The following is a 25,072-nucleotide window of genomic DNA, read 5'->3' on the forward strand; positions in this document are numbered from 1 at the left end:
ATTGCTCGAGCGCTTCAGGACACCGTCAGCCGCTTCAATATTCGCAACCGGTCGAAACACTCTGCGATCCTTGATGGACGTGGCAGCAGCAGATTTTGCGTCTACGGAGCAGCTTTGGTGGAATATCTTGTGTGCACCTGAGCGCGTCCCTTGAAGCGCGATCGCTGTAACACGGCGACATTGTGATAGCCGGACAATGCACGTTCGGTTGAACGACTTGGCAGCCATCAATGATCACCAAGCAATATCATGCGCTTGGTAGAGCTTCCGACCCACATTGAGCCGCGTTGTCCAGCCGCGCGCCTCATAGCTGCCGCTGCCAACTCATCTGTACGACACATCAAAGGCCGCCGATCGGGCGTTTCGCGATCAGGTTGTGGAACCTGATTGAGAAAATTTAACTCGGAGCCATGTTGGTCGCAAACCTGCCCCATTAACCGCCTTCCATGTGCGCGGAATAACCCTGTCATCGAAACTTCAATCACATCGCTCATACCCTTAACCGCAGAGCGAGGGCGCGCCATGAAGCAGCACAAAGTTCAACATTTGCATCAGCCGATCGAAGAGGCGTTGCTCGCGACCAATCAATCGCTGCGCAACGAAGTCGTTGCGCTGATGCTTGATATCGCTGAGTTACGTGAAATCCAGGAACGCCCGGGCTCGTCGCGTTCGTTCGGCATGTCTCGAGAGCAGAACACCCCGCGCGTCGCGCTGCGCCGGGTTCACAGCTGAAGTCCGTCAGCCTCTTTCTCATCGGCAGAATATGCGGCCACATCCTCGCCAATCCGGCGAGCATGCTCGCGCGCCTGCAGTTGCGGACATTTCAATTCTAAATTGAATGATGCGCTGGCCCGATGCTCGTTTAGGCGAGCTGGCGGACGTTGCTGCGGATAATCGCGGTCGTGAGGGTGGGGGCGGTCAGTGCTCCAGCGGCACGGACTTGCGTGCCCCGACATCGGACAGACGCTCGCGCAGGATCCAATTCTGCAAGACCAGTTCGACCGCGGTATGCCGGAGCTCGCAATTCTCCGCGACGAGGCGTTCCAGGATGTCGGCCGCCTCGCTTGACGCGGGTTGGTTCCCCTCGAAGACCTTGAGACGCGCCATGGTGTCGATCCTCGCAAAAATGTTGATCAGAGGCTGACTCTGACAAGCGTCAGCACAGAATGGTTCGCGGATTATCGGGCGGACGTGGTTCCGCCTGATGGCCTCGGGTGGGAAAGCGCTTAATTGATAATTCGTGGATCGAGATATGAGCGTTAGGTTTCGTGAAAATAATCCTCAAATATGTTGAAACCCTCGTGACACCTAACATCCTAGTAACTACTGCTGGGCGTGTATGCCCGCAAGCGGCCGGACGCGAAACTCGCGGGATTAATTTGTTAGAAATTTGTGAAAGTTGCGCTTGACCGGTGGGGCGATTATCGCGGCGAGGCATGGCGCACTCACAATCTGTCGAGAGACCGATTGAATATTCTCATTTGCTTCCCGTTTGAGAATGCAAACAGTGCGCCAGTTATCCCGATCAAACTCTCATACACAGAAAGTCGTATAACTTTTTTTATCGGGCCCTTTCAGCGGAGGAATATTCCCCGTATATTCCGCTCAATACCTTGCAGCTTCGGCGTTTCTTCGCACTATGTGTTGCTGCCGACCGGCAAGTTCGAGGCTCCCGAAAGGCCCCCGGGAAACCCTCAATTTGAATTTCCTGTTGCATTTACATAGCTTATAGGCCATGCGATGATTGCTAATCTAGGGGGCAATGAGATGACCAATGAGGCGTCATTCTACTGAGGAGATCAGTTCCAAGGTCAAACAGGCCGAGGAACTCATGGCGCGGGGGCAGTCCCAGGCCCAAGCGTGCAAGGTGCTGGGCGTTAGCGTGATGACGTTTCATCGCTGGCGCAAGCAGGAGGCCGCACGCGGCCACCAGGCGAATGGTACTGTTACCGAATTCGCCGCTCGCACCGATGATAGAGATGGGATCCCCCCTGTCCATAACCGTATTGATGAATTACGGCTGGAAAATGAACGGCTGCGCCGGATCGTGACCGACTTGCTGCTCGAGAAAATGAAGATCGAGGAAAAGCTTGCGCTCAGGTCCGGCGGCGGGAGCGGCTTGCCCCGCCGTGGTGAAGCCCAAAGCTGACGTAAGCTATCCGTTAGTGGATGCGTGAAGGCCTGGGAGCCAGCAGCAGCTGGTCGCTCAGATGTGCCTTCTCCGACCTTGCGCGCAGCTCTTCGAAGATCGGACGCAGTCTGGCCTGCGCAAGGTCCAGGCCCCTGACGATGTCCTGATTCGGCATATCGGCCGGGAAGCGGGCCGCGCGCAGCTTTGTCTCGATCGCCTTGACCAGCACCTCGACGTCGTCGCGGTGCTGGCCCGCGACGAGCTCGGCGCCCATCAGGCGGATGAGATGGAGGAGGGCCACCAGCGCGGCCTCGGTTTCGCCAGCCGATGAACTCATGCGCGCTCTCTATCCGATATCCGCAGCAGCTCTTGCGAGCTCACGACCCGCCTGATAATACACATATGAATTGTTAACACGAATGTTAATTCCCGATGACCGACCTTTCGGACGCTCGATTGGCGAAGGTACCGGTTAACTTCGGCGCCTTCTCGTTCGCTTTCGCCTCCCTCGAGGCGTTTGCCGTCGCGTTCGAGATGATAATCGTCGTGCTGTCCAGCATCGTCGGCGGCGCGGCCTATCACCTCTTTTACTACCACACGGTTTATAGCAACAGCTTCGAGGGTTTTCTAGGGATCGGGGTCCTCGCCGCCATCCTTCACATGTTCGTGGCGAAGTCGCAGGGCCTTTACAATGCGCAGGTGCTGGCCGGTCTCGACCGGCGCTGGAGCAGCCTGCTCGGCGGATGGCTGCTGGTCGTTCTGCTGATGACCCTGATCATCTTCCTTTTGAAGGTGGGTTCCGGCGTCTCGCGCGGGTCGGTGCTGTCATTTGGCCTGATCGGCGGCCTCGGGCTGGTCGGCGGACGGATGCTGCTGCAGGCGCCGCTGCAACGCGCGATCGACCGCGGCATGCTGGCAACGCGCCGCGCGGTCGTGGTCGGGATGGCGGACGAATTGTCCCGGGTGCGGCAAGCGAGCCTGCTGCGCGATTTCGGCCTCAGCGAGGTGCGACGGGTCCAGCTCTCCGGATCGTCCGACGACGCCGGCGACCGGGCCGCCGTCGCGTCGGCCATTCTTGCAGCCCGCGAGTGCGGCGCCGACGAGATCATCCTGGCCATGCCCTGGCAGCAGGAGCCGCGCATCCAGTTCGTGTGCGATCAGCTGCGGGCATCGCCGCTGCCGGTGCGGCTGCTGCCGGACCGGACCGCGGAGCGGTTCCTGGCACTGCGGATGGTGGCGACCGGCCCGATCCCGACGCTGGAAATGCAGCGCTCGCCGCTTACTTCGCTCGAGCGCGCCGGCAAGCGACTGTTCGACATCGTGGCGTCCAGCGGCCTCCTTGTGCTGTTCGCGCCGCTGCTGATCGGAACGGCGATTGCGATCAAGCTCGACTCCAGGGGGCCGGTCCTGTTCCGGCAGCGCCGCAACGGCTTCGACGGCAAGCAATTCACCATTCTCAAATTCCGCTCGATGCACGTGCTCGAGGATGGCGATATCATCACGCAGGCCCGCCCGAACGATCCGCGGCTGACCGGGATCGGCGCGACCCTGCGCCGCCGCAGCATCGACGAATTGCCGCAGCTGGTGAACGTACTGCGCGGCGACATGTCGCTGGTCGGGCCGCGGCCGCACGCGCTGGCGCATGACGACAAATATTCGAAGGTGATCGCGAGCTATGCAGAGCGCCAGCACGTCAAGCCCGGCATCACCGGTCTCGCGCAGGTGCAAGGGCTGCGCGGCGCGACGCCGGCGATCGAGGACATGCAGCTGCGGGTGGCGCATGACCTCATCTACATCAAGAGCTGGAGCTTCGTGCTCGACCTGCGCATCCTGCTGCGCACGGTCGGCGCGGTGTTGCGTCACAAGGGTATCTGACGGCTGGGCATCTGGGCGCCAGGCGCGCGTTACTGCGGAATGCTCTGGTTGGCGTCCTTGAACTCCGCCTCGATGATGCGCCGGTTGGCGTCGCCAGCCACGCGATAGGCCTGCCCGATCGCGCCCTTCAGTTCCGGCGCCCGCGTGAGGATCAGGCGGATCTGCCGCTGCAGCAGGTCGACCAATTCGACATCGCGCGTGGTGTCGACTTGCGCCAGGAGGATCAGGCGCGGCGCGATCAAGTCGCTGCGGTTGAAGCCGGTATAGTAGGACATCTTGAGCGCCTTCGACGCGGTCGGGTTCAGCCAGTCGAACCGTCCGGTTGCCGAGGCGAGGCCGAACCAGGCGCCGGCGTCCATCGGCGAGAGGCGAAGCGCCCGCGTGAACGCGGCTTCGGCCGCCTCGGGTGACGTCTGCAATTGGCTCCAGCCGTCGCGCAGCCACAGCTCGCCTCGGACCATGCCGACCTCTGCGGCGATCGCCGGTTTGGCGCGCAATGCATCGGCGGCAAGCCACCAGGCCGACAAGGCGAGCGTCGCCGCGCCGATCGCAGCGGCGGCCGGCACGAAGGCCGGCGAGAGACGCCTCGCATTCCGGCCGATCGCGTCAGCCATCGTGTTAGCCATCGCATTAGCCATGGCGCGCGGCCCGGTTGCCGGTCATCAGCAGGGTTCGCCGGGCTCCCTCGAGCTTGACGCAGGTCAGGCGGCCGGTCGCATAGGCACCGGTGTCGACATTGATGCGGTTGCGCAGCAGCTCGGCCTCATGCACCGGCGTATGGCCGTGGACCACGACCTTGCCGAAGTCATCTTCCGAGATCAGGAAGTCGTCGCGGATCCAGAGCAGATCCTCCTTGCGCTGCTGGTTGAGCGCGACGCCGGGCCTGACGCCGGCATGGACGAAGAAATAGCGTTTGTGCACATAACAGAGCGGCAGCGAGCGCAGGAAGGCGAGATGGGCCGGCGGCATCTGGCGGATCAATTGCCGGGCGAGCGCCCTCCGTTCGGAAGCGTCGGGATTGGGCGAGGGCGTCAGGCCGTAGGACATCAGCGTTTGCAAGCCGCCAAACTGCCGCCATTGCGCGAGCATGTCGGGATTGACGAGAAATTCCAGCAGGCAGGCCTCGTGATTGCCGAGCAGGCAGACCATGCTGCGGGTGCGGCGGCGTTGTTCGAGCATGGCGATGACATCGCGCGAATCCGGTCCGCGATCGATATAGTCGCCGAGGAACACCTGGATCGGTCGCGCCGGGCCGGAACCGACGGATGTCGGCATCGATGCGGGCGCAGATCTCGTGCAGCAGGTCGGCATGACCGTGGATATCGCCGACGGCGTAGATGCAGGTCTCGTCGCCCTCATGTTCGAGATCGCCGGTCTGGCCGACAAGACGCTGGAGGAAGCTGCGCATCTGGCGTCTAGCCCGCCTGCGACCGTGAACGGCTGATCCGCTGTGCCAGTCCTGTTCCGATCACGGCTCCCAACACGATCACTCCGGGCAGCGCCGGCAATTCCGGCAAGGTGAAGCTAGCCAGCAGCAGCGTCAGCAGGACGGCTGCGGCCGATGCAGGGTAGGACCAGTCGCGGCCGCGATTGCGCGCACCGGCCGTGAACGCTGCGATGCAGACGATGATAGCCGCGACTAAAGTCCAGAACATGGCGGAACCGAATTGCGCGATCAAGGCCGCGGCGCTGGTCGCAACCACGGGCCGCGTGGTGGCGCCCTGCCAGTCCATATAGGTCGACGCCAGCGTTGCCGTGGTGCCGGCGCCGCTGCCGAGCGCGGGCAGGTCGGCGAGCAGATTGTGGGTCGATTGCACGAACTCGGACGGTGCATGAACAAAGGCGACCGCAAGCGGCACGTCGGGATGACGATTGCCGATCGCCGTCGCCAGGGCGATCAGCGCGATCGCTGTCGCCGCAGCAGCGCTGCTCCTGCGGTGCAGATGAAGTTTCCGCGCGGCGAAGGTCATCAGGACGAGGGCGATGCCCGCGGCGATCGCGATCGCGGCGCCGCGCCGCCCAACCCAGCAGGCGCTGGCGGCGCAGAGCAGCGCGCCGGCAGCGAGCAGCCAGCGCAGCCGTGTCAATTGGGCGGCGGTGCGGCCATCGGCGTGTCCGCCGACGTCGAGCGCGCGCGCAAGGCCGAGCGGAACGCCAACGAGAACGACGACCAGGAATCCGTTTGCCGTCTCATCGCGTGCAGCGCCAGACCAGACTTTGACCGGATCGCTTGATAGCAGCAGGATCAGGGCCGCGACGGCCGCGGTTGCTGCAACGGTGCGGGCCACCATATCGGCGCGGCGGGCGTCGATCGCGACAGCGGCGGCGGTGATCATGGCTGACATGAGTGACAGCCAGATCAGCAGCGCGCCGAAGCTTGCGCCGGTGTCGATCGTGATGCTGCCGCTGAGCTGTGCTCCCAGCGTTTCGCCGGCGAACTTCCACACCGGATGCGCCAGGGCCGCCAGCGGAAACATCTGCAGGACGATCCAGAGCACCGGCAGAAGCGCCGCCGCAACAGCGGGACCGGCGACCGACTTCAGGAACGACAGCTCACCCGGACGGATCGCCAGCAGGCTTGCGAGCAGCCCTAGCGACGTCGCCGCGCCGACGGCACCCGTCGCGAGCGATGCGTCGACGAGACCGAGCGGAATCGACGCCCCGATCAAGATGCAGATGAAGGCCGTGACGTTCCACACGAGAGGGGGAGGTCCTGCAGAGGATGAGACGCAAGGCAGCGGGATGCCCCGGGCTTGCCGCGAGGTCAACGGAAATCGGCCACGCCAAAGCGGGCAGTGTCATGCCCTGCTATTGCGAACGGCGCAGGGCGAGACGTGGCGTCGAGGTGCGAGACCAGAACAGCGGCGCGAAGGCGCCTGCCAGATATCCGATTTGCAGCGCTACGATCGCAGCGATCATGAGCAGCGCGGTTTCCGACCACGACAGGCGCCCGACTCCGATGGCGGCCAACAGCGCGAGTTCCGCGAGCGCCACCGGCGCCAGCACCAGACAGTGCTGGCGCAGACCGAGAACGGTGCCGCCGATCAAATTGCCAAGGAAAACAAATAACATAATCAAACCCTGCGCCCGCATGGTATCGGGCCGGGCCTAAGCCGGGGTTAACCCGCGCGTCGCCAGCGGGCCGGCGCGGTGCTGGCCGAGCTCGATGGCCTGTGGTTTTGTTAGTCGATTAACATTCAGAACGGGCGCAGATCGCCGTAACTATAGGCAGCCCAATAATCGCGGCCGCCAAACGGTCCATAGGCGCCGTAGAGCGGCGCGCAGGAGTAGCGATCGGGACAGCCGTGCCAGCAAACCCGTTTCCACTGGCAGACGTCGCCATGACAATATTGCAGCCGCTGACAATTGCCGCTGACCCGTTGCACGGCGCGCGGGGCCGGGGAAACGCTTAGTTCTGCGGCGAAAACCCCGGAGCCGCCGAGGGCGCCTATCAGCGGCAAGGCGACCATTCCCAACGCGATCGCGGGTAGCTTCCTGCGGGCCATCGAACCCTCGGTTAACTCAAACCATCTCATTCACAGATAACGGGGAGATCGGACGAAAGCAAAGCCGGAGTGACGGCGCGCGGGGCTTTGTCTCACGGCGGTGCGCCGGTGTCGCCGAATTGCCTCACCTCGCTAACATTATTTATCAATTGCATCGCAATATATCGCGGAAACTTGTGATTGTGATAGTCGGCGTGTTACGGCACGGCCGGAGTATTTAGATGTCGCGTGCGATTTTCATTCGGGTGATGTTATTGCTTGCGGCCGCCTGTTGGGTCAGCGGTTGCCATTACATGCCGACCAACGGTCCGACGAGCTCCGATGTCGTGGCCGGGCAGCGCGATCCTGAAAGCCTGCCCTATGCGATGGTCAAGATCACACCGCAGATCGAGAACGTGCTGGCGTCGTTCGCGCCGCAACTCGCCGGTGGCATCCAGGGCCCGCCGCCGAAGGACATCCGCTTCGGCATCGGCGACGTCGTCAGCGTCACGATCTTCGAGGCCGCCGCCGGCGGCCTGTTCATTCCGGTCGAGGCCGGCGTGCGTCCCGGCAACTACATCACGCTGCCGAACCAGAACGTCGATACCGACGGCAATATCTCGGTGCCCTATGCCGGCGCGATCCGCGCCAAGAACCGCACACCGACCGAAGTGCAGCGCTCGATCGTCGATGCGTTGAAGAATCGCGCGATCGAGCCGCAGGCCGTGGTCGCCCTGATCGAGCAGCGCACCTCGCTGATCTCCGTGCTCGGCGAGGTCAATTCGCCGAACCGCTTCCCCGCCAATGCCGCGGGTGAGCACGTGCTTGACGCGATCACGCGCGCCGGCGGCCCGAAAGGGCAGGGTTTTGACACATGGGTCATGCTCGAGCGCGACGGCAAACGTACTACGGTGCCGTTCGGCCAGCTGGTCTACGAGCCCAAGAGCAATATCTACGCCCATCCCGGCGACACCATTTATGTCTACCGCGAGCCGCAAACCTTCGTCGCCTTCGGCGCGTCGGGCGCGCAGGGCCAGTTCAATTTCGAGGCCTGGCGCATCTCGCTCGCCGAAGCCGTTGCCAAGGCGGGCGGCCTGAACGACTCCTCGGCCGATCCGGCCTCGGTGTTCGTCTATCGCGGCGAACTGCCGGAAGTGGCCGCCAAGCTTGGCGTCGACGTCAGCAAATATTCAGGGCCGATCATCCCGGTCGTCTACAACATCAATTTCCGCGATCCGGCCGGCTATTTCCTGGCCACGCGTTTCCAATTGCGCAACAAGGACGTGCTCTATGCGTCGAACGCGGCATCCGTCGAGGACGCCAAGGTGATGCAGCAGATCCGCCTCGTGACCGCAACGGCGAACGATCCGATCGTGGCCGCCTACAACGCAACCCTACTTCGTAATTCGATCAAGCTTGCGCCCTGATATTTGGGCGTGAGCCGGCACGGCCGGCTTCATGACACGTTTGCGATTAGCTTCCGGCTCAAGCGAGGCGACGGCATTGCCGTGGCCGGTGCGCTGGTCATCGTGGCTGTTCTGCGCCGTCGTCGCTTTGGCGCCGCTGCCGCTCGGCTCGGTCGGTACGGTTGCGCCCGCGATCTGGTCGATCCTGCTCGGGATTGCACTGCTCGGGGTGTTACCGATGCGCCTGCGCGGCAGTCAGCTCATGATCCTCGCCGTGACGGCGTTGTTGACGGCGCTTGCCATGCTGGTGCTGCACGAGCAGTCGGTCGTCCGGCCCTGGTCGGGTGCGGCGCCGAACGCGTTGTGGGCGCAGGCCGGCAGATTGCTGCCTGCCGAGCTGCCGCCGGCCGTGTCGATCGCGCGCGGTCAGCCGTTCTATTCGATCGGCGTCGGAATCGTTTGCCTGCTCAGCTTCGCCATCGGCGTCGTGCTCGGTGCCAACCGCAGACTGGCGCGGGGGCTGTTGCGGGCGGTGGCCGCGGCGGGGCTGGTCTATGCGATCTGCGGCATCATCACTTTCGTGATCGATCCCACCCGGATCTACCTGCTGCACGAGAAGCAGGCGCACCTGGCGTGGCTGACATCTCCCTTCGTCAATCGCAACACTGCCGGCATCTATTACGGTTGCTGTGCGCTGATCTGGCTGTTGTTCGGCTGCGAGCTGATCGAGCGGCATTGGCCGCCGCGCCGTGCCGGCCTGTCACGGCTGCTCGCGCGCCTCGATATGCCGGCGCGGCGCCGGCTCGCCGGCCATGCGTTCGGCTGGCTCGCTTGCCTGCTGGCGATGTTTCTGACCGGCTCGCGCGGCGGCGTCGGGGTCTCGCTGCTCGCCGCGGTCGCGGCTGTCGCGATCTTTTTTCGCAACCGGGTGCCGCGCCGCTGCGGCATGATCGTGGCGCTCGGGGTCGGCAGCATGGTCGCGCTGGCACTGCTGCAGCTTCTCGGCGGCGGTGTCGGCGCGCGCTTCAGCACGATGGGCCTGTCCGATGAGGGACGGTTCTCGACCTATCGCGCAACGTTGCGGATGATCTGGGATCACCCGTGGCTCGGCGATGGTTTCGGGACCTTCGAATGGGTTTATCCGGCCTATCGCACCGACGACATCTCGCTGCGCGGGACTTGGAACCGGGCACACAACAGCTGGCTCGAACTGGCGTCCGACGGCGGAATGTTAATGGCCGGCGCCGCCATGATCGCGCTGCTCGCGGCGTTCGTCGTGCTCGCGCATGGCGTGCGGACCCGTCGCCGCGACGTGATCGTGCCGCTCGCGGCGCTCTGCGCGTCGGTCGCCGGCGCACTCCATTCGATGATCGATTTCTCGCTCCAGATCACCGGCTATGCCGTTGTTATCGCGGCCTTGCTCGGGGCAGGCCTGTCGCAATCCTTCCGCTCCGGCCGGGGCGCCGGCGGTGGCGGCTCCGACCGTGACGCCAGTGTTACGGTCGGGCTGCCGGTTAACGCTGATTTCGCGCGACACGGCCCGGCCGCGGCCGGCGCGGCTATTTAATTGGCGCGATAACTCTGACTATGCTAACGAACTGTTAGTATTCGTTAGGGAGATAGCTGTGTTCACATTTGAGCGATCCGGCGGCTTTTCCGCCCCGCGCCTGGCGACGTTGGTGGTGATGTTGGTGCTCGCGACACCCGGTGGCGCGGCGCTGGCGGAGACACCTGGCGGGCTTATCCAGCTGTCCCAGGCGGTCACCAATTTCAAGGCCAATCCCGAGCAGCTGCTGACCCAGTATCCGAATGCAGGCGTGGAGTTGACCTCGCGGGCGCGCGACTTCGCCCTCAACGATCCGACATCGCTCGATCCGCTGATTGCGCTGCTCGCCAAGGCAAGCAAGGACCAGAAGACGGCGATCGCTGCCGGCCTCGCCCAGGCCGCGCGCATCGTGGTGCGCAGCAACCAGCCCTACGCGACGCGCATCCAGCAGGCGATTGCCGACACCAAGGATCTCGACACCGTGATGGCGTTTGCCGCTGCGTCGGGTGACAGCGGCATCGCGGCGACCGGCGCCGGCGGCGCGGGCAGCGCCGGTGCATCCGGCGGCCAGACCAGCGCGCTGGGCGCCAGCGGCGCCGGCGGCGGAACGCTCGAGGCCATCGACGGCAACAGCGTGAACACCGGCATCTTCAGCTTCACCTCGTCGGTCAGCAGTTCGGGCAGCACGACGACCGGTACCGCCACGGGCACCGGCACCACACTCATTTCAACAGTTACCCCCTGAGCGGACGTCCGATCGCCAATGGAGAACTTTCTGCAGCAACGCGCTTCGGTGTCGGCGGCGGGACGCTTCCCAGGATCATTGGAGGGCGCGAGGGCAGGATCCATCCTGCCGGCGCGGCGATAGGACGAGATGCTTCAGCGCAACCAGATTTCGCCGTCTGTCGATCTGAGAAATCGTCCGGCTGAATTGCCGTCGCTGGCGGAAACCTTTGACGCCTTCGTCACCTATCTGCTCCGGCAATACTGGGTCATCCTCGGGACCGCCGCGCTCTGCCTGTTCGGCGGCATCTGCTATCTGGCGACGGCGGCGCCGAGCTATACGGCGCTTGCCACGATGATCATCGACACGCGCAAATTCCAGGCCTTCCAGCAGCAATCGCCGGTGAGCGAGGCCCCGGTCGATTCCGCCGCGGTCGAGAGCCAGGTCGAAATCCTGAAGTCGGAGAATGTGGCGCTCGCGGTGATCCGCGACCTCAAGCTCGACGAGGATCCGGAATTCGTCGGCTCCAGGGCCGGCGCGGTAGGAGCCGTGCTCGATTTCGTGTCCGGCCTGCTCGCCGGCGGGGCGCCGCCCACCGAATTCGACCGGACCCGGCGCGCGGTCCGCACGTTCCAGAAGCAGCTCGACGTCCGCCGCCGCGGCATGACCTATGTGATCGAGGTCAGCTTCCGCTCGCTCGATCCCGAGCGCGCGGCGCAGATCGCGAACGCCGTCGCCGACGCCTATATCGTCGATCAGCTCGATTCCAAATATCAGGCGACGCGCCGCGCCAGTGTCTGGCTGCAGGACCGCATCCAGGAGCTGCGCACGCAGGCATCCAACGCCGAGCGCGCGGTGCTCGACTACAAGAAGACCAACAACATCGTCACCTCCAGCGGCAAGCTGCTCAACGAGCAGCAGCTCGGCGAACTCAACACCCAGCTGCTCCACGTGAAGTCGCAGGTCACCGACGCCAAGGCCAAGCTCGACCGCATCGAGGCGGTGGTGAAGGGGGGCGTCCCCGATGCGACGGTGGCCGATACCCTGAACAACCAGGTCATCACCAAGCTGCGCTCGCAATATCTCGAGCTGGCCAACCGCGAGGCCGACTGGTCGTCGCGCTACGGCTACAATCATTTGGCCGCCGTCAACCTGCGCAACCAGATGCGCGAGATCCAGTCGTCGATCATCGATGAACTGAAGCGGCTCGCCGAGAGCTACAAGAGCGACTATGCGATCGCCCTGCAGCGCCAGAACGAGATCGAGCGCGCCGTGAACGACTCGGTGTCGCAGTCGCAGTCGACCAACCAGGCGCAGGTCACGCTCCGCGAGCTCGAGAGCTCGGCGCAGACCTATCGCTCGCTCTACGACAATTTCCTGCAGCGCTACATGGAAAACGTGCAGCAACAGTCGTTCCCGGTCAGCGAGGCGCGGGTGATCACCCGCGCTTCGCGTCCGCTCAGCAAGAGCCATCCGCAGACCTTGGTCGTGCTCGCGCTCTCGGCGCTCGGCGGCCTGATCGCCGGGCTCGGGCTCGGCGTGTTGCGCGACCTCTATGACCGGGTGTTCCGCACCGCTGAAATGGTCGAGACGATCCTCGAGGCCGACTGCGTCGCCATCGTTCCCCGCGTCTCGCCGGGCCAGATCAAGGCGCCGGTCGCCAGTCGTCCCAATTTGCCGATCGGTCCGCGCACGATCCGGCGCGGCGACGAGCCGGTGCTGTGGGCGGCGATCGATTCGCCGTTCTCGCGGTTCTCGGAAGCGATCCGCTCGATCAAGGTCAATGCCGACCTCAACGTCACCAAGCCGTCGAAGATCCTCGGGCTGACCTCGGCGCTGCCCAACGAGGGCAAGTCGACGCTGGCCTTCGTGTTTGCGCAACTGGTTGCCCAGAGCGGGGCCCGCGTGCTCCTGATCGATTGCGATCTGCGCAATCCATCGCTCAGCCGCAAGGTCGCCGCGACTGCCGAGCGCGGCATCCTCGACGTGCTGTCGAACAATGCGACCTTGCAGGACACGCTCTGGCGCGATCCCGAGACCGGCCTCGCCTTCCTGCCTGGCGCCACGCGATCGCGCATCGCCCATTCGCACGAAGTGCTGGCCTCCGACCAGATGAGGGATTTCATCGACGGGGCCCGCAGCCATTATGACTACGTGATCGTCGATTTCCCGCCGCTCACGCCGGTGGTCGATGTCCGCATCACCGCCCACTTCGTCGATTCCTTCGTCTTCATCGTGGAATGGGGCAAGACCCAGGTGCAGGTGGTCGAGCGTGCGCTGCGCAGTGCGCGAGCGGTCAACGAGAACCTGCTCGGCATCGTGCTCAACAAGGCCGATATCGCCGCGATGAGCCGCTATAGCGGCTATGGCGGCAAGAACTACTATTACAACTCGCACTATGGGCGATATGGCTACACCGAGTGAGACGCACGGCGGGTTGCCCGGGCGCGCAGCCGCCTGGCTTGCGCGCGGCTTGCTGGCCGCGGTCGCGTGCTCGTCCGTCGCCTGGGGCACGACCACCTTGCCGGACTTTGTCGACCAGACCCGACTCGACGGCGCAAAGGACCTGATCCTTCGCAACGTACCGGTCAGCGACGCCGAGCTCGATGACCTCGGTCTGCTGCTGTCGCGCGCCGTGGCGGAGAGGGATTGCATGCCGGCCATCGATCGCAGCGCGGCGGTGATCCGGCTGCGGCTCGCCGAGAACGCGCTTGCATCCGGCGATCGACTGGATGACCGGATGGGCGAGCTCGACGCGGCCGTCCGCAAATCGCTGGGCTGCGCGCCGGCCGATCCCTATCTCTGGCTCGTGCTGTTCTGGCTTCGCAATATACGGCAGGGCTTGAGCGACGCCAATTTCGACCTGCTGCGGATGTCGTACCGGCTCGGACCCAATGAGGGCTGGATCGTGGTCAAGCGCAGCGCGATGGCGCTCGCAATGTTCGACGCGCTGCCGCCTGATCTTTCGTCCGACGTGGTTGCCGAGTTCGCGCGTCTCGTGAAGACTGAGTTGTACACGGAGGCAATCGATCTGCTGAAGGGACCGGGCTGGGCGCACCGTGACACGTTGCTCGCCGGCCTTGCAGCTGTTCCGCAACGGAACGTCGATATCCTGACCCGCACCATGGCTGACATTGGATACGATCTCGACCGCCGCTCGCCGGCGGAGCGGCGCAATTGGGAGCGCAAATCGAACGACCGCCTCGACGAGCCTGCCCGAATGCCGCCGGAGGCGAGCGCTAGGCCATGACGATGGAATTTTGCATCGGACAGCACAACGCGCATTATGAGGGCGTCTATTCGGCGGAGGAGCGCGACTGGCGCCGCGTCTGCGCGGTCGACAAGGCCGATCATATCGCCGGCTTGCTCGGCGCAGCCGCCGCGAAGGTCGGCAATGTGCTCGAGGTCGGCTGCGGCACCGGCGCCGTGCTGGCGCGGCTGTCGGCGATCGGCATCGGCCGCGACTTCACCGGCATCGACGTGATCGATCCCGCGACCAATCTGGAGATCGACGGCGCCGCTTCAGCCCCGTTTCGCTGGTCCAGCTATGACGGCGTGACGATCCCGTTCGCCGACGGATCGTTCGACCTCGTCTATGCCAGCCACGTCCTGGAGCACGTGTCCGAACCGCGCGCATTCCTGCACGAGCTTGCCCGGGTCGCGCGGACCTTCGTCTATGTCGAGGTGCCGTGCGAGCTGCATGCGCGGACCAATCGCCGGGCGTTGCAATCGACGCTCGACATCGGCCATATCAATTTCTACACGCCCGACACGTTCCGCCTGGTGCTGGAGACGGCCGGGCTCCGCGTCACCGGCTTCGGCACCTATGATCACAGCCTGCCGGTTCATGCGTTCCATTCGTCGCGGGTGAAGGGGCTCGCCAAAAGCATTGTGCGGAAGTCGCTGTTGTCGGTCGGCCCGGCGTTCGCGACCAGGCTTGCGACCTATCATTGCGGGGCGCTCTGCCGGCGTGACGAGGCGCAGGCGCTGCCTCGGGACCGGTAAGCCATGGCGCCGCGCGTGGTCGTCTTCAACAACATGATCACACCCTACACCAACCGTCTCTACAACGAGCTGGCCAGCCGCGGGCTGGATCTCGCCGTGCTGTCCTGTACACAGCAGGAGGCCGATCGCTCCTGGGCCGGCTCGTTCACGCCGCGCTACATCACGCGCACGGTGCCGGGTGTATCGATTCCGCTGTCGCGGTCGCGTCACACCCATGTCAATATCGGGGTTGGGCGCGCCTTGAATGCGCTCGCGCCCGACCTGCTGTTCGTGAACGGTCTTTATCCCTCGATGCTGGCGGGCGCGGCATGGGCGCGCGCCAACGGCAAGGCGCTCGCGCTGACGATCGACGGCTGGCGCGAGACGATGCCCAACACCGCCTATCACCGTCTGGCGCGACCCTGGCTGCTGCGCCAGTGCGACGCAGTGGTGTGTTGCAGCGACAAGGGCAGGGCGTATTTCCGCGGCGAAGGCGTTCGCGCCGACGATCTGTTCGTGGTGCCGTTGGTGCCGGCATGGGATCCGCCGGCGATTGTGCCGGCATTCGACGACCGTCCATTTCATCTGCTCTGGTGCGCCCGCCTCAATGACGACGCCAAGAACGCGATCTTCTTCGAGAACGTCGCGATCGCGCTTGGCCGGATCGTGCCCGGACTGAAGGTGCGCGTGGTCGGGTCGGGTGCAGCCGAGCGGCGCATGCTGGCGCGGCTCGGCGGTGCCGGCATCGATGTCAGCCACGACCGCTATCTGCCGTGGCAGGCGATATCGGACGCTTTTCTGCAGTCGCGGCTGTTGCTGCTGCCTTCACTGCTGGAACCGTGGGGCCTGGTGTGCAACGAGGCCCTGCAGTGCGGGGTTCCGTGCCTGGTGTCGCCCCATGTCGGGGCAGGCGGCGAGTTGGTCCGTGACCAGGACAACGGCTATGTTTGCGCGCTCGATGAACAGGTTTGGGTCGACGCGGCGCGCGGCTTGCTCGAACATCCCGCGCACTGGGAGGCGATGTCGCGGCAGGCCCGGCAGAGCGTGCGACGCGATGCGCTTGCCGACGCCGCGGCGCGTTTTGCGGCCGCGGTCGATCATCTCTTGAGGGCTCCGGCCCGGCAGGAGGCCGTGCAATGATCGGCAGATGGTGGCTGCGAACCGATGTCTTTCTGCACGCCTATCTGGTGATGGTGCTCGGCTGCATCTATTTCCTGTTCAATTTCATCGAGGGCATCTCGTTCGCGGAAAGGGCCGGGGAATCCACGCTGTTCCGCGGCGCCTGGCTGCTGCTCTACATCCTCCTGGTGCTGCACATTGCAATCGATCGGAAGCGCTTCGGCCTGCTGATGCTGCAGTCGCATCTCTATCTGACGTTCATCGCCTTCGCCCTGGTATCACTGGCGCTGAGCGCCGACCCCGCCGGCTCGTCGATCAAGTTCGCGATGTATCTGTTGACCACGATGTTCTCGGCGTGGGTCGTGATCAGCTGCCCGGTCGATCGTCTCGTCGATGCGCTGTTCCGGATCGGGATCGTGGTGCTGATCGTTCACGTCCTGCTGTTTCCGGTGATCGGCTCGCAATGGGATTACGACCCGCTGCATCGGCCGACGGTGCTCGGAACCCAGGCCTATGCCGGCGTGTTCGGTCACAAGAACCTCGCGGGCGCATTCTTCGGTCTCATGGTGCTGATCTGCTTCGTGCGCATGCTGGCAGGACCGCGCCGCCAGTTCGGCTGGACGCTGCTGCTGATGGGATGTCATCTTTTTGCGCTCGCCGCGGCCGGCGCCGCAGGTCCGCTGATCAGCATGTTGACGGCGCTTGCCGTGACCTTCGGGCTCGTGCTCGTGGTGCTCGGGCACAGGGGCGCTGCCTCGATCTATTGGCTTGGCCTCGCTCTTGTTGCGCTTGTCGTGTTCGCCCTGCCGAGCGACGAGTTGTACGGGCTGGTGGGCCGCAGCGGAAACCTGACCGGCCGCTCGTTCCTCTGGTCGGTCTGGCCGCACTTCTTCTGGCAGCACCCCTGGCTCGGCTACGGGTTTTCGGGATTCTTCAACGAACTGCCGAATTCGCCGGTGAACGAGCTGACGAGCATGGCGCCGTGGAATACCGAGTTCGGCTCGTTCGAGAATTCCTATCTTGACGCCTTTCTCCAGTTCGGCCTGCTCGGCGGTGCGCTCTATATGCTGCTGCTGGCGCGCGCATTGTGGAACAGCATCGTCTTCGCGTTCGAGCGGAGAGGGATGTACTGCATGGCACCATTCGCGATGCTGCTGTTCGTCGTGATCGCGTCGGCCAATGACTCCAGCCAGCTGCTGCACAATTATTTCGGCTGCGTGCTGGTGTTCTGGTGCTATTTCGGCCCGGAGGCCAGGCTGCAGATGGCGCCGCGGCGGACATTCAACAGATTGCGGGTGAGTGAGGCGTGAGTGCGTTGACCAACAGGCTGGACCGGGCGGCGGCTCAGACCCGGGTCGCCGGTGCCATGAGCGGATTGCTTCGCCGGCTGCGGCATGCCGGGGGCAATGTCGCGCTTGGCCTGATCGATCAGGCGCTGCTGAGCGGGTCTGCCTTCGTGCTGACGATCGTGCTCGCCAACGTGCTCGACATCAATTCATTCGGCAGGTTCAGCGTCGCCTGGGCATTCTCGATCCTGATCGAGGCGGTGTTTCTGCGCGGCCTGTTCGACGACGGGCTGCCGGCGACCGCGCATCGCATCCCGACGTCGCTATGGCCGCAGCTGCGGCTCGGCCTCTATCTGTCGTCGCTGCTCGTCTCGGGTGCGCTCGGCCTGCTGCTGGTGGGTGCGGGGCTTGTGATCGCAGCCGTCGGCGCGGACGCCGGCGGGCTCGTGATCGCAACCGGGCTCGCGATCCCGGCGGTTCGGCTGCAGAGCATGTTCCGCCGGATCTGCTATCTCGACGGGCGACTGCCGCGCGCGCTGGCGTCCTCGCTGACCTATTGCGTGGCGCTGGTCGTCTCGGCCGGGCTGATGATCGCGCTCAAGCTCGCCGGCGCCGCCGCGGCGATGGCGTGTATCGCGATCTCGGCCGCGCTCGCCGGCAGCCTGCTGCTGGCCCACACCCGCGAGCTGGCCTGGCCGCAAGCCAGAATCTTCCGCGGCTCGCTGCGGCGGCTGTTTCGGAACGGGCGCTGGTTCGTCGCGACCTCGCTCACCTACTGGATCGGCAGCATCGGGCTGATCCCGGTCTGCGGCTTCCTGATCGGGCTGGACGCGAGCGCGTCGCTGCGAATCCTGCTGTTGGTGTTCGCACCGCTCAGCCAATTTTGCGCGACGATGTTCTCGGTTCGCCTGCCGGAAATCGCGGCCGAACTGCGCGCCGGCCGGCGCAGCGCGGTCGCCGCTGCCGCGCGCGAAAATGCCCTGTTGCTCGGATCGATCGCCGCGGCCTATGGGGCGGCGGTCGTGCTGCTCGGCCAGCGCATTCTGGCGCTTGTCATCCACGGACAGAGCTATGAGATCGGCACCGGCAGCCTCGCCTTGATGGGCGCTGCGATGGCGCTTGACGCGGTGTGGCTCGGCCTCGCGCTGCCGCTGTTTGCGACCGGCAAGCCGCAGCGGTTCATGCTGAGCCGGATTGCCGGCCTCGTCGCGCTGTGCTGCGTCCTGCCGTTCGCAGCCGAGGCCTGGCAGGTGATGGGCGCGGTTGCGGCGATGGTGGCCTCCAGCGCGGCGTCGGTGATCACGGTTGTGCTGACCAATTCGGCGCGGGAGCGGACATGACCGACGACGCGCGCGGCGGCTCGCTCGAAAAGCTGCATATCGGTGCCTTCAATTGCGGCATCGACGGCTGGATCAATACCGACATCACGATGCACCTGTGGATCGCGCGGGTGCCGTTCGCGGCGAAAGCGCTACATCTCGCCGGCATGCTGAGCGATGCCCGCTATGCCGAGCATCGCCAAGGTAAGTTTGCCGGACTGCGCCACATGAACCTGACCAAGCCGCTGCCGTTCGCGGATCGCAGCCTCTCGGCGGTGTTCAGCGCGCACGTCTTCGAGCACCTGTTTCCCGACGAGGTCGAGCGGCTGGCGCGCGAGATCGCGCGGGTGCTGGCGCCTGGCGGGGTATGTCGCATCGTCGTCCCCGACATGGAGCGGATCGTCGCGCTCTACGATCCGGCGGCGCCGCTGGCTTTCCTCAAGGGCGTTTTCGAGATCGATCGCCGCAAGGAGGCCGCCTTCGCGCATCACTGGGGCTTTACCCGCGCCTCGCTCGCCGCGCTATTCCGCAACGCCGGCTGTTCGGAAACCTACACCCGTGCCTATCGCGAGGGGGTCTGTCCCGACATCGACCGGCTCGACAACCGGCCGGACGAGTCGATCTTCTTCGAGGCCATCAAGTGAGCGCGACAGGAAAATCGATGCATCGTAGCGTGAGGGATCGCGCATGCCGTGCTAGACCGGACCGACCGGTAGCAGGAGACTGACCTTGCTGGGTGCGATTCAAGCCCGATTTTCCAATGCAGCGCGCCAGCGGCGCGGCGAATTCCTCGTTCGCACCGTGAACCTGCCGCTTGATGCGAAAATCCTCGATCTTGGCGGCGGCACCGGCCGCCACATTCGCGCGATCCTGCCGCGCCATACCGACATCACGGTCTGCGACATATCTGCCGATGATTTGAAGGCCGCGCGCGAGCGCTTTGGATTCAAGACGGTCCTGCTCCGGGAGACCGAGCGCCTGCCGTTCGACGATCAGGCGTTCGACTTCTGCTTCTGCTCGTCGGTGATCGAACATGTCACCGGGCCGAAGCAGGATGTCGTGACGATCGAGGACGAAGCGGCGTTTCAGAGCATCGCGCGCGCGCATCAGAACCGTTTTGCGGGCGAGATCTCGCGGGTCGCAAAGTCCTTCTACGTGCAGACGCCGTACCGGTACTTTCCGATCGAAAGCCATACCTGGCTGCCGGGCATCATCGTCTTGCTGCCGAGGCGGCTGCAGATCGCGCTGATCGAGCGATTCAATCGCTTCTGGTTCAAGCGCACCGCGCCCGACTGGCATCTGTTCGACTGGCGCGAGATGACCGAAACGTTTCCGGACGCGAAGATCTATCGCGAACGCTATCTCGGCATGACTAAATCGCTGATGGCGATCAAGGCCTGAGGCAGCTATCCGCCTGCCACGTCAATCGTCGCGCCGGGCCAGGATGTTGATCAGCGTGCCCACTGCGGGCTGGCGATCGAGCGCCGGCGGCAGCGGGGAGCCGGCAAAGCTGCTCCCCAGCATCGTGAGGCCATGTTGCCGAAGCAGACCCTGCATGGCCGCCGGCGAGGTGTCGAATTTGGAGAACGCGAGATAGCGAAACAGCGGCCGCGCCGATACGCGTGAAGAGGCCGCATGCGCGAGCTTGTAGCTCCGGCGCAGCAGCGATCCGCGGTTTGGGATCGAGAGCAGCAACAGCCCGCCGGGCATGAGCACGCGATGCATCTCGGCGAGGCACTGCGCCACGTCGGGAACATATTCCAGCACGCTCGCGCACAGCGCGCCGTCGAAGGATCTATCGGGAAACGGCAGGCTTGCGATGGTCGGAATCTGCTGGAATTTGAGCCGCCCGGCGAGCGTGCCGTCGGCGCCGCGGCCGCGAGCCGCCGCAATCATCTCCGATGAGGCGTCGACGCCGGTGACGTCGCAGCCGCGCCCGGCGAGCAGGCGGGACAGCGTTCCAGTGCCGCAACCGGCGTCGAGCCAGCGCTGCCCATTGAGGTCTGCGTTCCCGAGCAGGCCGAACATCGCGGCCGTCCGCGCCCTGAAGGTGCGGCTCTGATGCAGCGTCTCCCACCCCGACGAAATCTCGTCGTGAAAGCGGATTTCGGGTCGCTCGCGGGTCCGGCCCATGGTGGCCATGATATTCCCTACCAGTGGAAGCCGCTCACTTTGGCGCGCACCTGCTCGGGCAATCCGATCTCCGACAGTTCGAGCACGACCTGGTCGGGACGGGTCGCCGTCAGCGCCGCAACGAAGCGCGGATCCGCCGTCGTCAGCACAATAATGTCGGCCCACTCGATGGTTGCCGTCACGTCGTCGTTCAACAGGCCGACCAGCTCCGGATTGCGCATCAGGAAATCCCGGTTGGCGCCGATCAGTTGCGAGAGCTGCACATTGGGGTCGTAGATCCGGATGTCGCGCCGTTCGCCGCGCAGGCTCTTCACCAGCCTCACGAAGGGGCTGTCGCGGACGTCGTCGGTGCCGACCTTGAAGCTGATGCCGAGGAACGCGATGCGGCGGCCCTCATGCGACAGGATCCAGTCGGCGCCGCGCGACATGATCATATCATTGCTCGGCAGGATGCTCTCGAGCACCGGCGTCGACAGTCCGCGGCTGTGTGCCAAGTGTTTCAGCGCCTTGACGTCCTTGGGCAGGCAGGAGCCGCCGAACGCAAAGCCCGGCCGCAAATAGGCCGGCGAGATGTTGAGCCTTGTGTCCTGCATGAAGATGTTCATGACGTCGCGCCCGTCGATGCCGAGCGTCTTCGCGATCGTGCCGATCTCGTTGGCAAAGCTGACCTTGAGCGCATGCCAGCTGTTGTCGACATATTTCACCAGCTCGGCGGTCTCGACCGGCGGCGTGATCTTGGCGCCCGGCAGGTCCTTGTAGAGCGCCATGACGCGGTCGGCGGTTTCCTGATTGAAAGCGCCGACCACGGTCTTGGACGGCGCGTTGAAATCCGCAATCGCGCTGCCCTCGCGCAGGAACTCGGGATTGAACGCAAGGTCGAAATCGCGTCCGATCCTGTTGCCGGAGGCTTCCTCGATCAGCGGCCCGACGGTGCCGCGGGTGGTGCCAGGCAGCACGGTGGAGCGGATCGTCACGGTGTGCGGCGCGTTCTTGGCGCGCAGTCCGCGGCCGATCTCGATCGCGACCTGTCGGATCGCGGTCAGGTCGAGGTTGCCGTTGCCGGAGGAGGGCGTGCCGACGCAGACCATCGATATGTCGCTGTTGACGATCGCTTCGGTGGCGTCGGTGGTCGCGGTCAGCTGACCGGTTGCCACCGCGCGCGCCACCTTGTCCGAGATGCCCGGCTCGACGACCGGCGACCTGCCTCCGCGGATCAGGTCGACCTTCGCAACGCTCTTGTCGACGCCGATGATCTGGTGGCCGAGTTCGGTGAAGCAGGCGGCGCACACCGTTCCGACATAGCCGAGGCCGAAAATGCTGACGTTCATGCTTCGACCTTCAACAATCCAGGACGTGCGCGTGGCCGCAGCCGCGTCGCGTTTGACGTGAGTGAGGCGGCTGCGCGTTCAAGACGATACCCGTCCGGAGGCGCTGGAAGGTTGCGAGGTCGGCCGCTCGGCGGGTGCATGCGCGCGCGGTGCGGGGACCTTTCTGGCGAACAACGCCTCATAGGCCGCGAGCAGCTTCGGCTCCTCATGTGTCCACGAGAGCGCGCGCTCGACGCGATTGCGGCCAAACGCCCCCATCGTCTGTCGCAACGACGGATCGTCGATCAACGTGATGATCTTGCTGGCAAAATCCTTTGGATCGTTCTTCGCGGCATAGAGCGAGGCGTCGAGCGCCGAGCGGCGGCCTTCGCGAACGTCGAACTGAACGATCGGCCGTCCGAGCGCCATGTATTCCATGATCTTGTTCATGGTGGAGATGTCGTTCATCGGCGTGACGCGGTCCGGATTGACGCAGACGTCAGCGGTCGAGAGCATCGTGAACAGCGCGTCATCCGCGATGGCGCCGGTGAAGTTCACGTAGTCGGAGAGCTGCGTCTCCTCGCAGAGCTTGACCACGGCATTCCACTCTGGCCCGGTGCCAGCGATGTTGAACTGGATGTCGGTGCGGCCGAGATCGTGCACGATGTGGCCGATCGACTGCAGCAGAAGATCGATGCCTTCCGATTGGCCGATCACGCCGACATAGCCGACGCTGTAGCGCCGGCCACGGCGCCAGGCCGGATCGGCCGGCCGCGAGCGCACCCGGTCAAGATTGGGGCCGGATCGCACCACGAAAACCCGGCTGGCCGGCATACCGCCGCGCGTGATCGCGATCTCGCGATAGGATTCGTTAGTCGCGATCGAGATGCTCGCCGTCTTGAAGGTGAGATATTCGACCAGCCGCAGCAGCTGCCAGAAGAAGTCCCTGCGGCCGAATTTCGCCTCGTAGAGCTCGGGATTGACGTCGTGATGATCGAACACGAAGCGCTTGCCGCCGAGTTTGAACAACAGGCCGATCAGGAAGATCAGGTCGGGGGGATTGCAGCCCTGGATCACGTCGAAGCCGTGCTTCCACGCCACCTTGATCGCGAGCAGCGTTTCCCAGAACAGCGCGACCGGATATTCGATCAGGTAGGCAGCGATCCCGCGCGCTTCCACGGGCATCGGATGGCGATAAATGTGAATGCCTTCGAGGCATTCGTAGGATTCGTCATGGCCGCGGCCCTTCGGGCAGATCACAGAAACTTCATAGCCCGCCTTGCGCAGCGACGTTGCTTCGCACCACACCCTGCGATCGAAAGGAACCGGAAGGTTCTCGACGATGAACAGGATCCGCCGCGGTGATGGTTCAGCTCTCGACATCTGAGATGATCTATACCATTGACCTAACAACATCACAATCCGACTAACATCGGCATTAACATGTGCGGCTTCCACTATGCAATCCCGGCACCGATGTGACGGCGACGAGACAGGGACATGGCAGGCAGAGTGAGGGATTGGGGCCAAAGGGCATTGATTGCGCTGGTTTTGAGCGCGGTGCTGCCGCTGGCCTACAAATGGCCGCTGCAGTGGAATGGTTCGACGTCAAGCGATGCGCTGAATGCGAGCCGCGTGAACGCGGTGATCCCGCCGACGCTTTTCGGCATGACCATCAATGCGATCGGACAGTCGCAGCCAAAGTCGCAGCCCTGGCCGGAGCTCAAATTCGACGGCGTTCGGCTATGGGGCGCGATCTACTGGGCACAGATTAATCCGGCGCCCGGCATCTACAATTGGGCGCGCTTCGATGCCATCCTGGCGGCGGCCGAGCGAGAACACGTCGAGATCGTTCTCAATCTCGCCTATACGCCGCGCTGGGCCGCGTCGGTGAAGGATGCGCCGCCGGCGTTCACGCCCGGCGCCAGCTCACCGCCGGCCGATCTCGCGTCATGGGACGACTGGGTGCGCGCGGCCGTGGCGCGCGCCGCCGGCCGCATCAAATACTGGGAAATCTGGAACGAGCCCGAGGATCCCAAATATTACTCGGGCGATATCGCGACCATGGTCCAGCTGCAGAAGCGGGCCTACGAGATCATTAAAGCCAGCGATCCCACCTTGACCGTGCTGACACCGCCGTCCAACGGCACGCCGGACGGATATCGCTGGCAACAGGCCTTCATGGCGCAAGGCGGCGGACAATATGCCGATGTGTTCGCCTTCCACGGCTACACGAGCGAACCCGAAGCGGTGATTGGAATCATTGCGCGCTTCAAGAAAATCCTCGCCGCACACGACCTGTCCGCGAGGCCAATCTGGGACACCGAGGCCGGCTGGTCGTCCTATGAGGACAATCCGGACGGGTGTCTGGCGCGCGCCTACATCCTGAAATGGATCAGCGGCGTCGACCGGTTCTATTGGTACGAGTTTGCCGGAGGCGGCAGCGACTTTGGAAAATTATGGGACCCGGCGCGCGGGCTGCTTCCGAGCGGAATTGCCTACCGCACGATCCAGTCCTGGTTGGTCGATGCAAGCGTCGTGGCGGCAGGCAGGACGTCGCCGTCGACCTGGCGCGTCGAGCTTCGCATGCCGGATGGCCGCAACGGCTTGATCCTCTGGACCACCAAAGGCCGGTCCGTTTATCGGGTCGACCCGCGCTTCAGCCTTTACCAGGGCCTCGACGGCGGCGAAGGGCCTGTCGCCAACGGCGAGGTCGAGATCTCGCCAAAACCGGTCCTGTTGCTGGAATGATAACAA

26 protein-coding genes are annotated in these 25,072 nt (G+C 64.4%); 16 read left to right on the forward strand and 10 right to left on the reverse strand.

From position 1 onward, the window contains the following. The first annotated feature begins 522 nt into the window (after positions 1–522). Entirely contained in the window at positions 523–732 is a 210-nt protein-coding gene (locus ACVMIH_RS00495) for a hypothetical protein (protein WP_016841790.1), read from the forward strand. Positions 733–918: 186 nt separating this feature from the next. Here the strand turns inward: ACVMIH_RS00495 and ACVMIH_RS00500 are convergent, their stop codons facing one another. Then, positions 919–1,107 carry a hypothetical protein gene (locus tag ACVMIH_RS00500; RefSeq protein ID WP_028331611.1) on the reverse strand — a complete coding sequence of 63 codons (189 nt, stop codon included), beginning with the start codon at positions 1,105–1,107 and terminating at the stop codon, positions 919–921. A 667-nt stretch (positions 1,108–1,774) separates the two neighbouring features. Between ACVMIH_RS00500 and ACVMIH_RS00505 the strand changes: the two genes are divergently transcribed. Then, positions 1,775–2,149 (forward strand): helix-turn-helix domain-containing protein, encoded by a 375-nt coding sequence (locus tag ACVMIH_RS00505; protein WP_018270679.1) that lies wholly within the window; start codon positions 1,775–1,777, stop codon positions 2,147–2,149. Positions 2,150–2,162: 13 nt separating this feature from the next. Here the strand turns inward: ACVMIH_RS00505 and ACVMIH_RS00510 are convergent, their stop codons facing one another. Then, positions 2,163–2,468, reverse strand: a complete 306-nt coding sequence (locus ACVMIH_RS00510; RefSeq protein WP_016841787.1) for a hypothetical protein — start codon at positions 2,466–2,468, stop codon at positions 2,163–2,165. 119 nt (positions 2,469–2,587) lie between these two features. Between ACVMIH_RS00510 and ACVMIH_RS00515 the strand changes: the two genes are divergently transcribed. Beyond that, positions 2,588–4,006, forward strand: coding sequence for an undecaprenyl-phosphate glucose phosphotransferase (locus tag ACVMIH_RS00515; RefSeq protein WP_245311754.1), 1,419 nt, complete (start codon positions 2,588–2,590; stop codon positions 4,004–4,006). A gap of 29 nt (positions 4,007–4,035) precedes the next feature. On the opposite strand, the gene ACVMIH_RS00520 is transcribed toward ACVMIH_RS00515, so the two are convergent. Beyond that, the gene (locus tag ACVMIH_RS00520) at positions 4,036–4,620 is read right to left on the reverse strand and encodes a hypothetical protein (RefSeq protein WP_057020211.1); all 585 of its coding nucleotides are present in this window, start codon (positions 4,618–4,620) and stop codon (positions 4,036–4,038) included. Between the two features lie 16 nt (positions 4,621–4,636). Beyond that, on the reverse strand, positions 4,637–5,281 hold the full coding sequence (locus ACVMIH_RS00525; protein ID WP_456860334.1) for a metallophosphoesterase: 645 nt from the start codon (positions 5,279–5,281) through the stop codon (positions 4,637–4,639). Between the two features lie 34 nt (positions 5,282–5,315). Here ACVMIH_RS00525 and ACVMIH_RS00530 point away from each other — a divergent pair, with 34 nt between their 5' ends. Continuing rightward, entirely contained in the window at positions 5,316–5,450 is a 135-nt protein-coding gene (locus tag ACVMIH_RS00530) for a hypothetical protein (protein ID WP_456860336.1), read from the forward strand. On the opposite strand, the gene ACVMIH_RS00535 is transcribed toward ACVMIH_RS00530, so the two are convergent. From ACVMIH_RS00535 to ACVMIH_RS00545, 3 genes are all read right to left on the reverse strand, one after another. Further along, the gene (locus tag ACVMIH_RS00535) at positions 5,422–6,705 is read right to left on the reverse strand and encodes a hypothetical protein (protein ID WP_456860338.1); all 1,284 of its coding nucleotides are present in this window, start codon (positions 6,703–6,705) and stop codon (positions 5,422–5,424) included. The genes ACVMIH_RS00530 and ACVMIH_RS00535 overlap by 29 nt on opposite strands. Positions 6,706–6,814: 109 nt before the next feature. Beyond that, a complete protein-coding gene (locus ACVMIH_RS00540) occupies positions 6,815–7,099 on the reverse strand; it encodes a hypothetical protein (RefSeq protein WP_143271187.1) in 285 nt (94 codons plus the stop codon). A gap of 104 nt (positions 7,100–7,203) precedes the next feature. Next, complete coding sequence (locus tag ACVMIH_RS00545) at positions 7,204–7,512, reverse strand: hypothetical protein (protein ID WP_143271189.1); 309 nt, start codon at positions 7,510–7,512, stop codon at positions 7,204–7,206. 221 nt (positions 7,513–7,733) lie between these two features. On the opposite strand from ACVMIH_RS00545, the gene ACVMIH_RS00550 reads away from it, so the two are divergent. From ACVMIH_RS00550 to ACVMIH_RS00600, 11 genes are all read left to right on the forward strand, one after another. Next, entirely contained in the window at positions 7,734–8,918 is a 1,185-nt protein-coding gene (locus ACVMIH_RS00550) for a polysaccharide biosynthesis/export family protein (protein WP_194295410.1), read from the forward strand. A gap of 31 nt (positions 8,919–8,949) precedes the next feature. After that, positions 8,950–10,464 (forward strand): O-antigen ligase family protein, encoded by a 1,515-nt coding sequence (locus tag ACVMIH_RS00555; RefSeq protein ID WP_456860340.1) that lies wholly within the window; start codon positions 8,950–8,952, stop codon positions 10,462–10,464. Positions 10,465–10,522: 58 nt separating this feature from the next. Then, entirely contained in the window at positions 10,523–11,188 is a 666-nt protein-coding gene (locus ACVMIH_RS00560; RefSeq protein ID WP_456860342.1) for a hypothetical protein, read from the forward strand. A 129-nt stretch (positions 11,189–11,317) separates the two neighbouring features. Beyond that, positions 11,318–13,591 carry a polysaccharide biosynthesis tyrosine autokinase gene (locus ACVMIH_RS00565; RefSeq protein ID WP_456860344.1) on the forward strand — a complete coding sequence of 758 codons (2,274 nt, stop codon included), beginning with the start codon at positions 11,318–11,320 and terminating at the stop codon, positions 13,589–13,591. After that, the gene (locus tag ACVMIH_RS00570; RefSeq protein ID WP_456860346.1) at positions 13,575–14,417 is read left to right on the forward strand and encodes a hypothetical protein; all 843 of its coding nucleotides are present in this window, start codon (positions 13,575–13,577) and stop codon (positions 14,415–14,417) included. The genes ACVMIH_RS00565 and ACVMIH_RS00570 overlap by 17 nt, the downstream gene beginning before the upstream one ends. After that, entirely contained in the window at positions 14,414–15,172 is a 759-nt protein-coding gene (locus tag ACVMIH_RS00575; RefSeq protein ID WP_456860348.1) for a class I SAM-dependent methyltransferase, read from the forward strand. Before ACVMIH_RS00570 ends, ACVMIH_RS00575 begins: the two co-directional genes overlap by 4 nt. 3 nt (positions 15,173–15,175) lie before the next feature. Next, positions 15,176–16,291, forward strand: coding sequence for a glycosyltransferase family 4 protein (locus ACVMIH_RS00580; RefSeq protein WP_456860350.1), 1,116 nt, complete (start codon positions 15,176–15,178; stop codon positions 16,289–16,291). After that, the gene (locus ACVMIH_RS00585; RefSeq protein WP_057020217.1) at positions 16,288–17,580 is read left to right on the forward strand and encodes an O-antigen ligase family protein; all 1,293 of its coding nucleotides are present in this window, start codon (positions 16,288–16,290) and stop codon (positions 17,578–17,580) included. Before ACVMIH_RS00580 ends, ACVMIH_RS00585 begins: the two co-directional genes overlap by 4 nt. Then, the gene (locus tag ACVMIH_RS00590; RefSeq protein WP_456860352.1) at positions 17,577–18,896 is read left to right on the forward strand and encodes a polysaccharide transporter; all 1,320 of its coding nucleotides are present in this window, start codon (positions 17,577–17,579) and stop codon (positions 18,894–18,896) included. The genes ACVMIH_RS00585 and ACVMIH_RS00590 overlap by 4 nt, the downstream gene beginning before the upstream one ends. Beyond that, positions 18,893–19,519, forward strand: coding sequence for a class I SAM-dependent methyltransferase (locus ACVMIH_RS00595; protein WP_057020219.1), 627 nt, complete (start codon positions 18,893–18,895; stop codon positions 19,517–19,519). Before ACVMIH_RS00590 ends, ACVMIH_RS00595 begins: the two co-directional genes overlap by 4 nt. 85 nt (positions 19,520–19,604) lie before the next feature. Beyond that, positions 19,605–20,276 carry a class I SAM-dependent methyltransferase gene (locus ACVMIH_RS00600; RefSeq protein WP_057020220.1) on the forward strand — a complete coding sequence of 224 codons (672 nt, stop codon included), beginning with the start codon at positions 19,605–19,607 and terminating at the stop codon, positions 20,274–20,276. A 21-nt stretch (positions 20,277–20,297) separates the two neighbouring features. Here the strand turns inward: ACVMIH_RS00600 and ACVMIH_RS00605 are convergent, their stop codons facing one another. The 3 genes from ACVMIH_RS00605 to ACVMIH_RS00615 form a co-directional block, all read right to left on the reverse strand. Continuing rightward, on the reverse strand, positions 20,298–21,017 hold the full coding sequence (locus tag ACVMIH_RS00605) for a class I SAM-dependent methyltransferase (protein WP_076833235.1): 720 nt from the start codon (positions 21,015–21,017) through the stop codon (positions 20,298–20,300). A gap of 8 nt (positions 21,018–21,025) precedes the next feature. Beyond that, positions 21,026–22,336 (reverse strand): nucleotide sugar dehydrogenase, encoded by a 1,311-nt coding sequence (locus ACVMIH_RS00610; protein ID WP_456860354.1) that lies wholly within the window; start codon positions 22,334–22,336, stop codon positions 21,026–21,028. 78 nt (positions 22,337–22,414) lie between these two features. Next, entirely contained in the window at positions 22,415–23,698 is a 1,284-nt protein-coding gene (locus tag ACVMIH_RS00615; protein ID WP_057020223.1) for a glycosyltransferase family 4 protein, read from the reverse strand. 117 nt (positions 23,699–23,815) lie between these two features. On the opposite strand from ACVMIH_RS00615, the gene ACVMIH_RS00620 reads away from it, so the two are divergent. Beyond that, positions 23,816–25,066, forward strand: coding sequence for a glycosyl hydrolase (locus ACVMIH_RS00620; RefSeq protein ID WP_456860357.1), 1,251 nt, complete (start codon positions 23,816–23,818; stop codon positions 25,064–25,066). The last annotated feature ends 6 nt before the right edge of the window (positions 25,067–25,072 follow it).

The sequence above is a fragment of the Bradyrhizobium sp. USDA 4503 genome, from assembly GCF_054055815.1.

Bases quoted from the DNA above. Each gene is read 5' to 3' on its own strand.
- ACVMIH_RS00595 (WP_057020219.1), top strand. From the start codon at position 18,893: ATGACCGACGACGCGCGCGGCGGCTCGCTCGAAAAGCTGCATATCGGT.
- ACVMIH_RS00510 (WP_016841787.1), bottom strand. From the start codon at position 2,468: ATGAGTTCATCGGCTGGCGAAACCGAGGCCGCGCTGGTGGCCCTCCTC.
- ACVMIH_RS00550 (WP_194295410.1), top strand. From the start codon at position 7,734: ATGTCGCGTGCGATTTTCATTCGGGTGATGTTATTGCTTGCGGCCGCC.
- ACVMIH_RS00615 (WP_057020223.1), bottom strand. From the start codon at position 23,698: ATGTCGAGAGCTGAACCATCACCGCGGCGGATCCTGTTCATCGTCGAG.
- ACVMIH_RS00605 (WP_076833235.1), bottom strand. From the start codon at position 21,017: ATGGCCACCATGGGCCGGACCCGCGAGCGACCCGAAATCCGCTTTCAC.
- ACVMIH_RS00610 (WP_456860354.1), bottom strand. From the start codon at position 22,336: ATGAACGTCAGCATTTTCGGCCTCGGCTATGTCGGAACGGTGTGCGCC.
- ACVMIH_RS00500 (WP_028331611.1), bottom strand. From the start codon at position 1,107: ATGGCGCGTCTCAAGGTCTTCGAGGGGAACCAACCCGCGTCAAGCGAG.
- ACVMIH_RS00580 (WP_456860350.1), top strand. From the start codon at position 15,176: ATGGCGCCGCGCGTGGTCGTCTTCAACAACATGATCACACCCTACACC.
- ACVMIH_RS00540 (WP_143271187.1), bottom strand. From the start codon at position 7,099: ATGCGGGCGCAGGGTTTGATTATGTTATTTGTTTTCCTTGGCAATTTG.
- ACVMIH_RS00565 (WP_456860344.1), top strand. From the start codon at position 11,318: ATGCTTCAGCGCAACCAGATTTCGCCGTCTGTCGATCTGAGAAATCGT.
- ACVMIH_RS00505 (WP_018270679.1), top strand. From the start codon at position 1,775: ATGAGGCGTCATTCTACTGAGGAGATCAGTTCCAAGGTCAAACAGGCC.
- ACVMIH_RS00575 (WP_456860348.1), top strand. From the start codon at position 14,414: ATGACGATGGAATTTTGCATCGGACAGCACAACGCGCATTATGAGGGC.
- ACVMIH_RS00545 (WP_143271189.1), bottom strand. From the start codon at position 7,512: ATGGCCCGCAGGAAGCTACCCGCGATCGCGTTGGGAATGGTCGCCTTG.
- ACVMIH_RS00525 (WP_456860334.1), bottom strand. From the start codon at position 5,281: ATGCCGACATCCGTCGGTTCCGGCCCGGCGCGACCGATCCAGGTGTTC.
- ACVMIH_RS00555 (WP_456860340.1), top strand. From the start codon at position 8,950: ATGACACGTTTGCGATTAGCTTCCGGCTCAAGCGAGGCGACGGCATTG.
- ACVMIH_RS00585 (WP_057020217.1), top strand. From the start codon at position 16,288: ATGATCGGCAGATGGTGGCTGCGAACCGATGTCTTTCTGCACGCCTAT.
- ACVMIH_RS00620 (WP_456860357.1), top strand. From the start codon at position 23,816: ATGGCAGGCAGAGTGAGGGATTGGGGCCAAAGGGCATTGATTGCGCTG.
- ACVMIH_RS00570 (WP_456860346.1), top strand. From the start codon at position 13,575: ATGGCTACACCGAGTGAGACGCACGGCGGGTTGCCCGGGCGCGCAGCC.
- ACVMIH_RS00495 (WP_016841790.1), top strand. From the start codon at position 523: ATGAAGCAGCACAAAGTTCAACATTTGCATCAGCCGATCGAAGAGGCG.
- ACVMIH_RS00520 (WP_057020211.1), bottom strand. From the start codon at position 4,620: ATGGCTGACGCGATCGGCCGGAATGCGAGGCGTCTCTCGCCGGCCTTC.
- ACVMIH_RS00530 (WP_456860336.1), top strand. From the start codon at position 5,316: ATGACCGTGGATATCGCCGACGGCGTAGATGCAGGTCTCGTCGCCCTC.